Source organism: Neobacillus notoginsengisoli (assembly GCF_003515685.1).
GTDB classification, from domain to species: domain Bacteria; phylum Bacillota; class Bacilli; order Bacillales; family Cytobacillaceae; genus Bacillus_D; species Bacillus_D notoginsengisoli.
In genome coordinates, this window is the sequence record NZ_QWEG01000005.1 from 236,883 (window position 1) to 250,364 (window position 13,482).

The following is a 13,482-nucleotide window of genomic DNA, read 5'->3' on the forward strand; positions in this document are numbered from 1 at the left end:
ATTTTTAATTAAAAGGGACGGGAATCTTTATCAGACAGAACCATCCTGGGGCCTGTCTTTTTTCTTTATCCCGAATATCCATATGACACTTTACTTGATGCGATTCTTAACAGGGAGAGGGATTATATGCACTTTTATGGAACAATCGGGGTCAACCAGGCGGGAAACCTGGAAATAGGCGGATTGGACGCAATAGAACTTGCGGAGGAATATGGAACTCCGCTCTATGTGTATGATGTTGCATTGATCAGGGAAAGGGCAAGAGGATTTAAACGTGAGTTCGATGAGCAAGGAGTTAAAGCCCAGGTCGCCTATGCGAGCAAAGCCTTCTCTACCATTGCAATGATTCAGCTTGCGGCTGAGGAAGGCCTTTCCCTTGACGTTGTGTCAGGAGGAGAGCTGTATACAGCTAAAGCTGCTGGCTTTCCGATGGAAAAAATCCACTTCCATGGGAATAACAAAAGCAGAGAAGAGCTTGAAATGGCTGTAAGTTATGGTATTGGCTGTATCGTTGTGGACAACTTTCACGAGCTTGAAATGCTGAAAGAAATTTGCGGAAGCAAAAGGAGAACTGTGGGCATTCTTTTAAGGGTAACTCCAGGAATTGAAGCCCATACACACGACTATATCCTGACCGGACAAGAAGATTCAAAGTTCGGCTTTGACTTGCAAAACGGCCAGGCTGAGCAAGCATTAAGCTCATCACTGGAGTGCCCTTTCTTAAATGTGCTGGGCGTCCATTGCCATATCGGTTCCCAAATATTTGAAACAACAGGGTTCCTCCTGGCAGCCAGGAAAATTGTTGGAAAACTGGCGGAATGGAAAGATAAACTTGCCTATAAAACGAAAGTTCTAAATTTGGGCGGTGGTTTTGGAATTAGATATACGGATGAGGATAAACCTCTTCCTCCAGCCCATTATGTAAATGAGATAATAAGCGAAGTGAAGATCCTCACCGCCATGTATGCTCTTGATATGCCTGAAATATGGATTGAGCCAGGCCGCTCACTTGTCGGGGACGCGGGGATTACCTTATACAAAACCGGCTCCCGTAAGGACGTGCCTGGGGTCAGGAAGTATCTGGCTGTAGATGGAGGAATGACTGATAATATCAGGCCCGCGCTTTACCAGGCTAAATATGAGGCTGTTTTAGCAAGCCGTCCTTTGGCTGAGCCGCAGGAAACAGTTTCAATTGCAGGCAAATGCTGCGAATCAGGGGATATGCTCATTTGGGATTTGCCGCTGCCGGAGTCCGGCCACGATGAAGTGCTGGCTGTATTTTGTACAGGTGCCTATGGATATTCAATGGCCAACAATTATAACCGGCTTCCAAGACCAGCCGTCGTATTTGTAGAAAATGGACAGGCAACCCTTGTTGTTAAAAGAGAAACCTATGAAGATTTACTTCAATATGATTTGCCGTATGTTACAACAAATAACAGAGAAGCTGCCCGTAAATAGGGCAGCTTCGTTTTTTATAAGTTTTTGCAAAAACGTTGTTGATTTGCGCTCCAGGCACTTCGCTTTCCGCGGGGCGTCAGTGAAGCCTCCTCGGCGCTTTAGCGCCTGCGGGGTCTCCACCTTGCCGCTACATCCCGCAGGACAAACAGCTTCCTCGAATAGGCATTACACGAAGGAAATGCGTAGCATTTTCGAGGAGTCTTCGTGCCTTCCGCTCCAATCACTAAGCATAACTCTTTAGTTCAACCTATTTAAACAGGCCTACTCGAAGAAGCTGCGGATTGCGTCGGCTATACTTGTGAAGAATTTTTTTAGACTGGCCAAAATTCCTTTTCCTTCCTCGGACTCGAGAAATTTGGAAAACTTGTCTTTTGCCTTGTTTAATTGGTCGCCTACCTGGTTCCAGTCAATATTTAAATCCTTAAGCTTATTGAATAGAGCTGTCAGTGATTGAAGTTCTTCATTTGTCAGGTCTACTTTTAAGTCTTTTGCAGCTTGTTCGATGACAGATTTCATTTCGGCTTCATTCTTTGGTTTGTCTTTTGCAATTTCCTGTTTTACCTTTGCAATTAGGGCGGCTGCATTTTCTTTGCCGATGGAGTCTCCTAGCTTGGCCGTTTCGACCATTTCTTCATTTGCAGCCTGCTTAATTTCCTCTGGAATGGTTTCATCTGCTGAAATTTCATATGCCTTGATAATCCCGGTCAGGGCCGCTGTTCCGGAAACAGGGATAGGAGCAGTAATATAGATATTTGCATCCTTTACACCGGCCGTCATCAGGGCATTTAAATACATTTCGTCTGTTACCCAAGTAATATTTTTTGTTTTGACAGTCAGGCCTGTATCCTTCTTGCTCACTGTTGTCGCCGAGGAGGAAATCGCCCTTGTACCAATCATGGCTTTCGGGACATATTTTCCTAAGTATTGATGTTCTTCTTTATTGCTGACTGTGATTACCTGCACATCGCCAGGTGCCTCCATTTCCTTCAATAACTCGGCTTTTTGAGCTTCGGTTAGGTTTTCCCCTAAAGTAACAATCATATCTCCCTCGGCCAAATCGGCGAAAGCGCGGCCAGGAATAAAGACCATGCTTGCAGCAAGGAATAGGCTTAATATTTTTTTCATAGTTCCTCCCATGTAAAAACTGATTTTTCTATATAACATGAAGTTTTACCTGTTTTCATTGTATCAAGTTAGCGCGAGTTGGCAATAGTGTAGATAATTTAACCGATATAGTGTAGAATGTTCTGCATTGGCATCCATTATCACCTGGAGGTGCAGTCTCCTTTGCAGGACAAAAGCAATTTGCTACTGCTCGCCATCTTAGTCGCTATAGCGTTAGGATGGGGGATCATTTACTGGTTATTCATTGTTTAAAACCAATTCCCCTGGATTGTTGAATACATACACGTGCGATATGAATAACTAAGCTCTTGCCCCGTCGTTTTAAATTCTGTATGATGGTTGATAGCGTAACTTCTATGTAAGGTTAACATATAATAGTCATGTAGCCATTCTTTATATGGATGGGCTTATTACAATAATGAGGGATCAAAATGTTAATTCGCTATAAAAAACAGTTTGAGAAAATTGCTATGGGCCTAATGTCATTCATGCCCGGCGAAAAAGATATTAAGAAATTGCAACAATCCATGAAGCAATATGAAACCGATGAAGCATGGCAGCTTTTTCTCTGGAAGGAAGAGGATATCATTGGCCTCATCGGGATTGTTCATACGAGCGAAAACGTGGCCGAGATTCAGCATATTTCGGTGAATCCTTCGCATCGCAGGCAAGGAGTTGGGCGGAATATGGTGCTGTCAATCCGTGAAATGTTCCCTGAAAAGACGATTGATGCGAATGAAGTCACCGCTCCATTTTTTGAAAAGTGCGCAGAAGAAGAAAGTGCAGGAAGTGAATGTTAATCATTCCCCGCACTTTCTTTTTGTTTATTCCCCAGTTCCTGTATCTGATTTTTCCTCTTTAATGCCATTTCCCTTTCCTCGATCACTGAGGTACGATCCCGTGTTTTATGGCGGTCTATTATGGCTTCTGTGGGGAAATAGTCACTTCTACACCAGTTAAAACCTTTTTCAACACAGGCATCTAAGCACAGTTCTTTCAGTTTAGGGTCTTTGATGGGAATGATAAAACTTTTATAAGCCCGGCCTGCCGACAAAGAGGATATGAATTCCTCTAGTTCTGACAGCAGTTCATCTGTATGGATGCCCAAGCTGTCCAGCTTCTTTTTTTGCCCATGAAAAATGGCCAATGCTTTATGAAGCGTCCTTTGAGCCCCCGGAGCGTTACCCCTCCGGTAATGATAACAGCCGACAGCAAGTTGAATGAATGCGGCCCAGATGGAGTTCTTATTGCCAGGCTCATGGTCCTTCCAGTAATCTTCGAGAATTTCGTGGCATTCAAAATAATCCCGGTCACCATGGAAATGGACCAGATAGTCTACATAGCTTTTAGGGTACATGTATTCCTCCGGTAAAATAGATTATTTCATTAATAAGTTTACCATAGGAAACAGCTGGAAGCCCGCAAGTCTAATTGCGGGCTACAACAGTCTAAATTATCGGTTCCTAATACCAGGATGCACCAACAATGACCAACAGAATAAACAAGACGACGATTAAAGCAAAGCCCCCTCCAAATCCAAAACGTCCACCACTCATTTATAAAACCTCCAATTCGTTTCGTATCTATTTTCCATACATGGTATGAAGGAAGGGACCTAAATGTCTGGGCGGATGACCTAGTTAGCTCGATATCGATTGAAAGAAGGGCACAAGGCAGCAAAAACAAGCGTTTTTCAACCTGAACCCGTTAATTTCTTGTTGGAATAACCTGATTCAATCCTCTATACTAAGAGTAGCCTACGAAAAAAAGCAGAACTTTGGTGAATAAGATATGCAATATAATGTGAAAATTGATACATTTGAAGGTCCTTTGGATTTGCTGCTCCATCTAATCAACACACTTGAAATCGACATTTACGATATCCCGGTAGCGCAAATAACTGAGCAGTATCTTCTCTATATCCATACGATGAAAGAACTTAAGCTTGACCTGGCCAGCGAATATTTAGTCATGGCGGCAACTCTTTTGGCGATAAAAAGTAACATGCTCCTTCCTAAACAGGAAGAGGAATTGTTTGATGAGGGGTTTGAAAGCGACTATGAAGCCGATCCGCGTTCCGAACTTGTTGAAAGGCTGATTGAATACAGAAAGTATAAAGAAGCCGCAATTGATTTAAAAAGTCTGGAGGAAGAGCGCAGCCTTATTTATACGAAGGCCCCGAGTGATTTATCCGAATTATCCAAGGGAAAGGCGGGTCCGAAAACTGCCGGACCATCTGCATCACTATATGATATGCTTGGTGCTTTTCAAAAATTGATGAGAAGGAAGAGACTGAAAAAGCCTCTTGCCACTAAAATTGCCCGCCAGGAAATTTCTATTGAAAAGAGAATGGAAGAAATTATTGATCTATTGAAAAATCGAACGGATGTTGTTGATTTTAATGAACTCTTTCCTTATCCGGAAAAGGAGTACATTGTCGTAACGTTCCTGGCTGTACTTGAGCTAATGAAGCGGAACGAAATCATTGCACAGCAGACCGAGAATTTCGGGGGAATCCAGGTCATTCCGGTACAGAGAGGAGCAGCAGCGGTTGGATACTATTAATTATTTCAGCATCTTGGAGAGCTTATTATTTGCTGCTGGGGATGAAGGGCTTTCCATCAAGCAGATTGCCGGTGCTTTGGAGGTTGACGAACAGAAGGCTTCATCACTAATTGAAGAACTTAAATCAAGGTTTGACCAAGATGAAAACAGGGGGCTTATGGTTATTTTGCTGGCGGGAACAGTTCAGCTTGCTACAAAAAAGGGTAATGCGCCTTTTTTAAGGAAGCTTGTAGAATCACCTGAATCCTCCAATCTGTCTCAGGCAGCTTTGGAAACATTGGCCATCATTGCCTATAGGCAGCCAATAACGAGGGCTGAAATTGAGGAGATCCGCGGCGTGAAAACCGAGAGGGCCCTACAAACACTAATGGGAAGAGCTTTAATTAAAGAAGCAAGCAGGGCGGAAGGGTCAGGCAGGGCTTATCTATATGGCACGACGAAAGAATTCCTTGATTACTTTGGGTTGAAGAGCCTTAAAGAGCTGCCGCCATTGCCGGAAAAAAATGAAGATGAATTCATTCAGGAAGAAGCAGACCTGTTTTTTGGGAAATTCCAGGAATTATAATTGGATGTTTTTATAGGGCCTATTCCAAAATGACTTTATATTCAAACTAAAGAGAGGGGAGTTTGCTATGATTATCAAAAAATGCACCGGATATGAGCTTGAAAAAGAAAAATCCAACACGTCGGAGGATTTCTTTAACAGAAGCGAGTTAACCTTTATCGACGAGGGTGTTGAAAAAACACTGCATGTTTTATACTTGCGCTATTTTGATGAGAACTTTTCTCAGTTCGTCCCTTTTGAAAAAGACCCGCTTTTTCAGGCCGATGGCAAAGACATTTATTTTAAGGATATTGTCGCGCTTGTCTGCATGATAAAAAATCCGGGCCTCCGGAGCAGAAAGCGCCTTTATGTACATACGCAAAAAGAATTCGCTGCCTTTTTTAACGGTATCGATTTTGCGAAAATCCCGGAAATCTTCCAATCACTTGAGACAAAAGGAAGTTATGATATGCAGTCCCCGCTTGAGTTTGTGCTGCAGCACAAGTAAAGCTGTCAGAACAGAAATAATATGATGACGATAGATTAACATCGCGGAGGCCTGGCTTCCGTGATTTTTTTTGGATGAGAAGTGTTTACATGTCAGGGTTTCGGTCATATTGAAAGCGAAAAAGCATAAACTTGTACAAATAAAAGAAGGAGACCGAGCCCTCGATGAAAAAGTTACTTCATTCTATTCTTTGGCTTCTCAGTCTGGCCTTAATCATGGGCGCTGTCCCTGCCAAAGCGTCTTCAAACCTTTCGGTAAGCGGAAGGGCGGCTGTTTTAATGGAACAAAAAACGGGCCGAGTTTTATTTGAAAAGCAGGCCCACACGCCAATGAGGATTGCCAGCATTACTAAAATAATGACTGCTATTCTAGCGATTGAATCAGGAAAAATGGAAAAAGAAGTACTGGTCACTGAACGGGCAGTAAGAACGGAAGGATCTTCAATCTATCTAAAGCCGGGGGAAAAAATTAAACTAAAAGATCTCGTATATGGGTTAATGCTTCGTTCAGGAAATGATGCAGCAGCTGCAATTGCAGAGTATGTGGGAGGAAGCGAAGAAGGATTTGCTTTTTTGATGAACCAAAAAGCAGCTGAAATTGGCATGCTGAATACGTATTTTTCGAATCCTCATGGGCTGGACAATAAAGAAAAACATTTTTCAACAGCATATGATATGGCACTGTTGACTAGATACGCGATGGGAAATGATGAGTATAAAAAAATTGCAGGAACAAAGGTTCACCATTTCCCCGATCCTGAAGAAAACTGGGACAGGGAATGGAGAAATAAAAACAGGCTGCTCTCTATGTATCGTTTTTGTACAGGTGGAAAAACCGGCTATACAAAACGGGCAAAACGAACCTTAGTTACGACTGCAAAAAAAGGGGACATGGAATTAATTGCAGTGACCCTTAATGCGCCGGATGACTGGAATGACCATATTCAACTGTTCGAATCAGGATTTGCTAGCTTCAGGATGGCTGAAATTCTTCCAAAGGGAAAACTGGATTTTCAAAAACAGCCCTATAAAGATGGGGAGTTATATATTGACAGCCCAGTTTTATATCCTGTGACGAGCGGAGAAGAAAGTAAGCTGACAATAGATTATAAGCTTTTAGAACCAACAGAAAACAAATTTCCAGGAGGCTCAAAAAAGCAAGGTGCATTGGCAGGAAAAGCGATTATCTTATTGGATGGACGTGCTATTAAAACGGTGCCGGTTTATTTCAACCCAAAAAAAAATAGAAAAACAGGTTATCTAGATGAATTTAAGCATTTCATAACACTTGCGATTGGCATAAAAGGCAATGGTTAATTATATTTGGGTTTTTCTTACCGTAATCGGGATTGTTTTTGCGATGTTTAATGGTACGATGCACGAAGTAAACCAGGCCATTTTCCAAGGAGCGAAGGACGCTGTAACATTATGCATCGGCCTCATCAGCATCCTTGTTTTCTGGCTGGGCATGATGAGAATTGCAGAAGAAGCGGGCATCCTTAAAGGGCTGGCTAAATTATTTAAACCGATCGTAAAACCTCTTTTCCCTGAGGTGCCAGAAAATCATCCTGCCATGGGGTACATCCTCTCGAACATAATTGCCAATATGTTCGGTCTAGGGAATGCCGCTACACCGCTTGGGCTCAAAGCCATGGAACAATTGCAGCATTTAAATAAAAAAAAAGACATGGCAAGCCGCTCAATGGTTACCTTTCTCGCTATTAATACGGCGAGTGTAACCATTTTGCCGACCACTGTCATTGCGATTCGGATGAATTATCATTCGGTGTCACCGGCAGAAATCGTCGTTCCAACGCTCATCGTGACACTCCTCTCGGCAATCGGCGCGGTCGCAATAGATAGGTACTATTTCTGGCGGAGAAGCCGCAAGGGGTGAATGCATGGGAATCATTGCTGACATTTCACTTTGGTTTATCCCTTTGACTATAGCAGCCATTCTTTTAGTGGGTACCTTTAAAAAGGTACCTACTTATGAGAGTTTCGTAGATGGCGGCAAAGAGGGAATTAAAATAGCTGTTTCGATTATCCCCTTCCTTGTAGGCATGCTCGTTTCGGTCTCCATCTTTCGGGCTTCAGGTGCATTGGATGCTCTTACAGGCTGGATCAGACCGTGGCTGGCTGAAGCCGGCATTCCGCCAGAGATTGTTCCGCTCGCCCTGATTCGGCCGATTTCCGGAACCGCGGCTCTTGGAATGACAAGTGATATTATCGCTGTTTATGGTCCCGACTCGTTCGCCGGAAGGCTTGCTTCCATTTTGCAAGGAAGCACAGACACAACCTTCTACGTGCTGACTGTTTATTTCGGATCAGTCGGCATCAGGAAAATGGGAGACGCCCTCAAGGTAGGGCTTCTGGCAGATGTATTTGGCATCATCGTCGCCATCGTCGCCGCCATCCTTATTTTTTAAAAATATCTATATAGGCTAAATTAAAGAATAGAACATTAGTTGATTGGAGCTGAAGGCACGAAGACTCCTCGAAAATCGTGAATTATGCTATCGCATAATTCCTGCGAGGCCAATTCACGGAAGCTTTCCTTGTGCTATCGCATTTCCTTCGTGCAAAGCCCATTCGAGGAAGCTATTTGTCCTGCGGGATGAAGCGGCAAGGTGGAGACCCCACAGGCGCCATAGCGCCGAGGAGGCTCCACTGACGCCCCGCGGAAAGCGAAGTGCCTCGTGACAGGCAAAAGCCGCCTGTCCCTGCGATGATAATTCTCAGAAGCTTTCCATTGTGAAGCGCAGATCAACGGCAATGTACGAAAATTAAGTTGGTTTTATATAGAATAGAAAATCCGCCCTCATCCATCAAGGGCGGATTTTTTTTCTTGACAGGAAAACACCGGGAAGGCTGGGTGGTTTATGCAAAAAGGCTCTGATACTTTGAAATTAGGCATAATTGTGTCATAATTCATTAGAAAACAATTTCAACATAATTATGAACCAATTAACTGAGGTGGCAGAAATGGAAAGACTGCAAAAGGTAATTGCCCAGGCCGGTATCGCGTCAAGAAGAAAAGCGGAAGACCTGATTAGAGAAGGAAAGGTTAAAGTTAACGGCAAGGTCGTGACGGAACTTGGGACGAAAGTTTCACCCAATGATAGAGTAGAGGTAAATGAAATTCAGATAGAGCGCGAAGAACCGGTATACCTGCTTTTTTATAAGCCCAGAGGTGTCATTTCAACAGTGAAGGATGAAAAAGGCAGGAAGGCCGTTACTGATTTTTTTCCTGAGATCAAAGAAAGAATCTTTCCAGTTGGAAGGCTGGACTACGATACATCAGGCCTGCTGTTGCTGACAAACGACGGTGATTTCGCAAATTTACTCATGCATCCAAGGAGTGAAATAGAAAAAGTATATGTTGCCAAAACAGAAGGCATACCTCAACGGGAAGATTTGAGGAAACTCGAACGTGGAATCAAGCTCGAAGACGGGAAAACGGCTCCTGCGAGAGTAAAGCTGCTTTCAAGCGAGAGAAAAAAGCAAACAGCCATTATTGAGATGTCCATACATGAAGGAAGGAATAGGCAGGTAAGGAGAATGTTCGATGCTATTGGCTATCCGGTCAGCAAATTAAAGCGCGAACGATATGCATTCCTGACACTTGGAAACTTGAGACCAGGTGAAATGCGGGAACTGACTCCCCACGAAGTCAAGCAGCTAAGGGCGCTGGCCATGCAGTCGAACAGTAAAAAGTCATAAAAACGTCACAATTACTATGGCGTTTACAATGTGACTATGTTGAAAAGTGTTATAATTTAGCAGAACATTGCGTTGAATTTGGGGGAAAGGAAATGAAGAAAAAGCGATTGGCAATTAGAACAGTTATTTTAGTTCTTCTGGCTGCAGCGGTTGCTTATACATTGTATGCGAGTCTTACAAAAGAAAAGCGATCCCGTGCCGGAGTAGGTGAAATCGCGCCTGATTTTGTTCTGATGGATTTGGACGGAACGAAACACAGGCTCTCCGATTACAAGGGGCAAGGCGTTTTTCTTAACTTCTGGGGAACGTGGTGCAAACCATGTGAAAAGGAAATGCCTTATATGAATAATCAATATAAACAATTTAAAGATAGAGGCGTCCAAGTTCTCGCAGTTAATATTGGTGAATCAAACCTTGCAGTCCAGGCTTTTTCCGACAAGTATCAACTCAGCTTTCCAATTGTTCTTGATAAGGACAGGCAAGTGATGAATGCTTACGGTGTCGGCCAGCTGCCGGCAACTTTCCTTGTAAACAAAGAGGGGAAAATTGTCAGGTACCATACAGGCCAACTTACGGAACAAGCGGTAAAGCAATTTATGGAGAGTATAGAACCTTAAATGAAATTAGGGAGTTTTTATAATGAAGGATGTAAAGTGTGAGTGCGGTCATGTAAATCCACATGGCACTGTACTTTGTGAAGCGTGCGGAAAAGCACTTGAAGAGTCGGCTGCTTCTGAAAAGCTTCATGATATGCGGTATGAAGGAAGCTCCCGCCGCTCGCAAACTTACAACAAAACAATCGTTGATAAAATATGGAACTTTTTCTCTTCGGTCAAAGTCGGGATTTGGCTTATTATTATTACGTTAGTTGCATCTGCTGTCGGGACAATTTTTCCACAGGAAATGTATATCCCCCCGGTGATGCCTGCTGAAGAATATTATGCAGACCAGTATGGCTGGCTTGGGGAAATGTATTACCAGCTTGGTTTTCATAACCTGTACAGCTCCTGGTGGTACTTGATCCTCATTGCAATGATCGGGATTTCCCTTGTTATCTGCAGTCTTGACCGGGTGATTCCATTATATAGAGCCCTGAAAGCGCAACGAGTGATTAGGAATGACGGATTCCTGAAAAGACAAAGGGTTTTTGGGATTACCGAGGATGTTGCTAAACCTGAAGTAACAGATGAAGTGAGAAAGAGGCTACTTTCAAAAAAATATCATGTCCGCGAAGAAAATGGAAACCTGCTTGCTGAAAAGGGCAGGTTCTCAAGATGGGGTCCATATGTGAACCACGTTGGGCTAATCATCTTCTTAATCGGAGGCATGCTCCGCTTCGTTCCGGGGATGTATCTAGACAAGATCCTATGGGTTCGGGAGGGGGAAACGGCGGAAATTCCGGGTACAGACAGTCAATATTACCTGGAAAACAAACAGTTCATCCTTGAACTATATGATAAGGACAAAGATGACGAAGTATTTAAGCAGGCTCTGGAACGGGCAGGGACTGTCGCTAAAAACTTCCAATCAAATGTAATATTATATAAAAAATCGTCTGACTCGCTTCCGGGAGAAGAAGCGAAATTGGAAAAAGTAAAAGATTATGAGATTAAAGTGAACGAACCTTTGAAATTCGAGGGCTTTGCCTTGTATCAGTCTAGTTACAAACTTGACGAACTTAGCAGCATGTCCTTTTCATTAACCGATAAACAAACAAAACAGTCATATGGCGATATAAAAGTAAATTTATATGAGCCTGAAAAAAAATATGATCTTGGCAAAGGTTACTCTGTCCAGATTCTCGGATATTACCCCGATTTTGAGTTTGGGGAAAACGGGGAGCCGATTACGAAATCACGTATCCCAAATAATCCGGCATTTGTCTTTAAAATGAAAACCCCTGATAAACCGGATGGTGAGGTCAGCTTTGCCGCCATAAGACAAACCATTGAGCCAGAAGGAACTAATAAATATAAAATGGAATTTAAAGCGGCGGAAACGAGAAATGTAACCGCGCTGACTGTCAGAAAGGACAGGACGCTGTGGCTGATTAGTCTCGGCGGCCTCATTTTCATGATAGGTGTTATCCAGGGTTCCTATTGGAATCACCGGAGAATCTGGCTTCAGGTGAGAGATGGGGATGTATGGGTCGCGGCTCATACAAATAAAAATTGGCACGGCCTTAAACGTGAAATAGGCCATATTTTAGAGAATACTAGAATTTCTCTTCCTGATGACCAGCTTCAGGGCGATAAAACGGAAGGAGAGGCAGACCTTGGCGGAACTGAGCAGTAATTTGCTTTATATAGCGTTCATTTTATATTTGATTGCTACGCTATTATTTGGCGGATCGATTAAAACAGGAGAAAAAAGTAAGTGGAGAATACTTGCAATTGGAACTTCAATTGCAGGTTTTCTGGCCCAACTCGGGTATTTTATTACACGGTGGATTGCAGCGGGCCACGCGCCAGTTAGTAACTTGTTTGAATTTACCACTTTTTTTGGTATGGCTCTTGTAGGCGCATTTATTTTAATCTATTTTATTTATAAAACCCCTTTACTTGGATTATTCACAATGCCTGTAGCATTGTTGATTATTGCCTATGCGAGTATGTTTCCTCGTGACATCAGCCCGTTAATTCCGGCTCTAAGAAGCGACTGGCTCCATATCCATGTCATTACCGTAGCACTGGGTGAAGCGATACTTGCGGTAAGTTTTGCAGCTGCGCTGATTTACCTGCTAAGAGTTATCGATCAATCAAAATCTACTAAAAGGACATTTTGGCTTGAGACAGTTATGTTCTCCATCGTGTGTGTCCTTGGATTTATTGCCGTTTCTGTCGGGTTCTCTGCCGCCGGATATGAGGCGAAATTTAACTGGGTGGACAAAGCAGGAGAAAGCGCGGTGGCTGAATACCATTTGCCGGCAATAACCGGCCCTCATGATGGTGAAATGATTACAGAAGGCAAAATCAAACCATTGGTTGAAATGCCGGCGATCATCAATGCGAAAAAATTGAACACAGTTATTTGGGCGCTAATTGGCGGAAGTTTATTGTACGGGCTAATCCGGCTAGTGACGCGCAAACGGATTTCAGCATTGCTTCAACCGCTCGTCCGCAATATTAACTTGGACTTGGTCGATGAAATCAGTTACAGATCTGTTCTGATCGGCTTTCCGGTTTTCACACTTGGAGGCCTGATATTCGCTATGATATGGGCCCAAATTGCATGGACAAGGTTTTGGGGATGGGATCCGAAGGAAGTTTGGGCACTCATTACATGGCTGTTTTACGCTGCTTTCCTTCATTTAAGGCTTTCAAAAGGATGGCACGGCGAAAAATCAGCGTGGCTTGCAGTCGTCGGATTTGTTATCATTATGTTTAACCTAATTGCTGTCAATCTCGTAATAGCTGGACTCCATTCATACGCCGGATCTTAAAAAAGTGCTTAGTGGGTATCGGCTTTCAAACAACTTATCTACAAGAGCCCCGCATGCAAATGCAGAGGCTGATTAAGTTGGTCAATAATTAATTGATTTTATAAACTATTTGCAT

General features: G+C 43.1%; 15 protein-coding genes. 12 read left to right on the forward strand and 3 right to left on the reverse strand.

The annotated features are described in order from the left end of the window. Positions 1–126 precede the first annotated feature (126 nt). Positions 127–1,461: a diaminopimelate decarboxylase gene (lysA, locus tag D1B31_RS09680; protein ID WP_118920568.1), complete on the forward strand. Its 1,335-nt coding sequence runs from the start codon at positions 127–129 to the stop codon at positions 1,459–1,461. Positions 1,462–1,722: 261 nt separating this feature from the next. On the opposite strand, the gene D1B31_RS09690 is transcribed toward lysA, so the two are convergent. Further along, the gene (locus tag D1B31_RS09690; RefSeq protein WP_118920570.1) at positions 1,723–2,586 is read right to left on the reverse strand and encodes a DUF1002 domain-containing protein; all 864 of its coding nucleotides are present in this window, start codon (positions 2,584–2,586) and stop codon (positions 1,723–1,725) included. A 431-nt stretch (positions 2,587–3,017) separates the two neighbouring features. On the opposite strand from D1B31_RS09690, the gene D1B31_RS09695 reads away from it, so the two are divergent. Then, the gene (locus D1B31_RS09695; protein WP_118920571.1) at positions 3,018–3,386 is read left to right on the forward strand and encodes a GNAT family N-acetyltransferase; all 369 of its coding nucleotides are present in this window, start codon (positions 3,018–3,020) and stop codon (positions 3,384–3,386) included. On the opposite strand, the gene D1B31_RS09700 is transcribed toward D1B31_RS09695, so the two are convergent. Next, positions 3,383–3,943: a DUF309 domain-containing protein gene (locus D1B31_RS09700; protein WP_118920572.1), complete on the reverse strand. Its 561-nt coding sequence runs from the start codon at positions 3,941–3,943 to the stop codon at positions 3,383–3,385. The two genes, D1B31_RS09695 and D1B31_RS09700, sit on opposite strands and share 4 nt — an antisense overlap. A gap of 106 nt (positions 3,944–4,049) precedes the next feature. Further along, entirely contained in the window at positions 4,050–4,142 is a 93-nt protein-coding gene (locus tag D1B31_RS09705) for a YjcZ family sporulation protein (RefSeq protein WP_118920573.1), read from the reverse strand. Between the two features lie 235 nt (positions 4,143–4,377). On the opposite strand from D1B31_RS09705, the gene D1B31_RS09710 reads away from it, so the two are divergent. The 10 genes from D1B31_RS09710 to ccsB all read left to right on the forward strand — a co-directional run bounded on the left by D1B31_RS09710 (position 4,378) and on the right by ccsB (position 13,367). After that, complete coding sequence (locus D1B31_RS09710) at positions 4,378–5,151, forward strand: segregation/condensation protein A (protein ID WP_118920574.1); 774 nt, start codon at positions 4,378–4,380, stop codon at positions 5,149–5,151. Then, the gene (gene scpB / locus D1B31_RS09715) at positions 5,138–5,716 is read left to right on the forward strand and encodes an SMC-Scp complex subunit ScpB (RefSeq protein ID WP_118920575.1); all 579 of its coding nucleotides are present in this window, start codon (positions 5,138–5,140) and stop codon (positions 5,714–5,716) included. The genes D1B31_RS09710 and scpB overlap by 14 nt, the downstream gene beginning before the upstream one ends. Positions 5,717–5,783: 67 nt before the next feature. After that, complete coding sequence (locus tag D1B31_RS09720) at positions 5,784–6,203, forward strand: hypothetical protein (RefSeq protein WP_118920576.1); 420 nt, start codon at positions 5,784–5,786, stop codon at positions 6,201–6,203. A gap of 164 nt (positions 6,204–6,367) precedes the next feature. Next, a complete protein-coding gene (locus tag D1B31_RS09725; protein WP_118920577.1) occupies positions 6,368–7,519 on the forward strand; it encodes a D-alanyl-D-alanine carboxypeptidase family protein in 1,152 nt (383 codons plus the stop codon). Further along, complete coding sequence (locus D1B31_RS09730) at positions 7,512–8,099, forward strand: nucleoside recognition domain-containing protein (RefSeq protein ID WP_118920578.1); 588 nt, start codon at positions 7,512–7,514, stop codon at positions 8,097–8,099. The genes D1B31_RS09725 and D1B31_RS09730 overlap by 8 nt, the downstream gene beginning before the upstream one ends. Positions 8,100–8,103: 4 nt before the next feature. Next, the gene (locus D1B31_RS09735) at positions 8,104–8,631 is read left to right on the forward strand and encodes a spore maturation protein (protein WP_118920579.1); all 528 of its coding nucleotides are present in this window, start codon (positions 8,104–8,106) and stop codon (positions 8,629–8,631) included. Positions 8,632–9,187: 556 nt separating this feature from the next. Then, complete coding sequence (locus D1B31_RS09740; protein WP_118920580.1) at positions 9,188–9,925, forward strand: pseudouridine synthase; 738 nt, start codon at positions 9,188–9,190, stop codon at positions 9,923–9,925. Positions 9,926–10,017: 92 nt separating this feature from the next. After that, positions 10,018–10,542, forward strand: coding sequence for a thiol-disulfide oxidoreductase ResA (resA, locus tag D1B31_RS09745; protein ID WP_118920581.1), 525 nt, complete (start codon positions 10,018–10,020; stop codon positions 10,540–10,542). Positions 10,543–10,564: 22 nt separating this feature from the next. Beyond that, positions 10,565–12,220, forward strand: a complete 1,656-nt coding sequence (resB, locus tag D1B31_RS09750) for a cytochrome c biogenesis protein ResB (RefSeq protein WP_118920582.1) — start codon at positions 10,565–10,567, stop codon at positions 12,218–12,220. Continuing rightward, positions 12,201–13,367 carry a c-type cytochrome biogenesis protein CcsB gene (gene ccsB, locus D1B31_RS09755; RefSeq protein WP_118920583.1) on the forward strand — a complete coding sequence of 389 codons (1,167 nt, stop codon included), beginning with the start codon at positions 12,201–12,203 and terminating at the stop codon, positions 13,365–13,367. The genes resB and ccsB overlap by 20 nt, the downstream gene beginning before the upstream one ends. Positions 13,368–13,482: the final 115 nt, after the last annotated feature.

Coding starts and splice junctions, on each gene's coding strand:
- D1B31_RS09720 (WP_118920576.1), top strand. CDS start 5,784: ATGATTATCAAAAAATGCACCGGATATGAGCTTGAAAAAGAAAAATCC.
- D1B31_RS09710 (WP_118920574.1), top strand. CDS start 4,378: ATGCAATATAATGTGAAAATTGATACATTTGAAGGTCCTTTGGATTTG.
- resB (WP_118920582.1), top strand. CDS start 10,565: ATGAAGGATGTAAAGTGTGAGTGCGGTCATGTAAATCCACATGGCACT.
- D1B31_RS09740 (WP_118920580.1), top strand. CDS start 9,188: ATGGAAAGACTGCAAAAGGTAATTGCCCAGGCCGGTATCGCGTCAAGA.
- lysA (WP_118920568.1), top strand. CDS start 127: ATGCACTTTTATGGAACAATCGGGGTCAACCAGGCGGGAAACCTGGAA.
- D1B31_RS09700 (WP_118920572.1), bottom strand. CDS start 3,943: ATGTACCCTAAAAGCTATGTAGACTATCTGGTCCATTTCCATGGTGAC.
- D1B31_RS09735 (WP_118920579.1), top strand. CDS start 8,104: ATGGGAATCATTGCTGACATTTCACTTTGGTTTATCCCTTTGACTATA.
- resA (WP_118920581.1), top strand. CDS start 10,018: ATGAAGAAAAAGCGATTGGCAATTAGAACAGTTATTTTAGTTCTTCTG.
- D1B31_RS09725 (WP_118920577.1), top strand. CDS start 6,368: ATGAAAAAGTTACTTCATTCTATTCTTTGGCTTCTCAGTCTGGCCTTA.
- D1B31_RS09705 (WP_118920573.1), bottom strand. CDS start 4,142: ATGAGTGGTGGACGTTTTGGATTTGGAGGGGGCTTTGCTTTAATCGTC.
- D1B31_RS09730 (WP_118920578.1), top strand. CDS start 7,512: ATGGTTAATTATATTTGGGTTTTTCTTACCGTAATCGGGATTGTTTTT.
- D1B31_RS09690 (WP_118920570.1), bottom strand. CDS start 2,586: ATGAAAAAAATATTAAGCCTATTCCTTGCTGCAAGCATGGTCTTTATT.
- D1B31_RS09695 (WP_118920571.1), top strand. CDS start 3,018: ATGTTAATTCGCTATAAAAAACAGTTTGAGAAAATTGCTATGGGCCTA.